This window comes from Vibrio sp. 10N.286.52.F8, from assembly GCF_041468745.1.
GTDB classification, from domain to species: domain Bacteria; phylum Pseudomonadota; class Gammaproteobacteria; order Enterobacterales; family Vibrionaceae; genus Vibrio; species Vibrio crassostreae_C.
In genome coordinates, this window is record NZ_JBFRJF010000089.1 from 1 (window position 1) to 206 (window position 206).

Sequence of the window (206 nt, forward strand, 5' to 3'; positions counted from 1 at the left end):
AGTACCCACACAGATTGATGGTTTAATAAGTTAAGAGTAGAAATACTTTTCCAGATGGGGCTATAGCTCAGCTGGGAGAGCGCCTCGCTGGCAGCGAGGAGGTCTGCGGTTCGATCCCGCATAGCTCCACCATCTTTAAGTGTTCTTCCTTAAGAATCTTTAAAAATGGTTCATTTTATTGAAATCAAGCTCTTTAACAATTTGGA

The 206-nt window shown here is 42.2% G+C and carries 1 tRNA gene; it reads left to right on the forward strand.

Features of this window, described 5'->3' with window-relative positions:
• Window positions 1-56: 56 nt before the first annotated feature.
• Window positions 57-132 (forward strand) — tRNA-Ala (locus tag AB4133_RS22075).
• Window positions 133-206 lie beyond the last annotated feature (74 nt).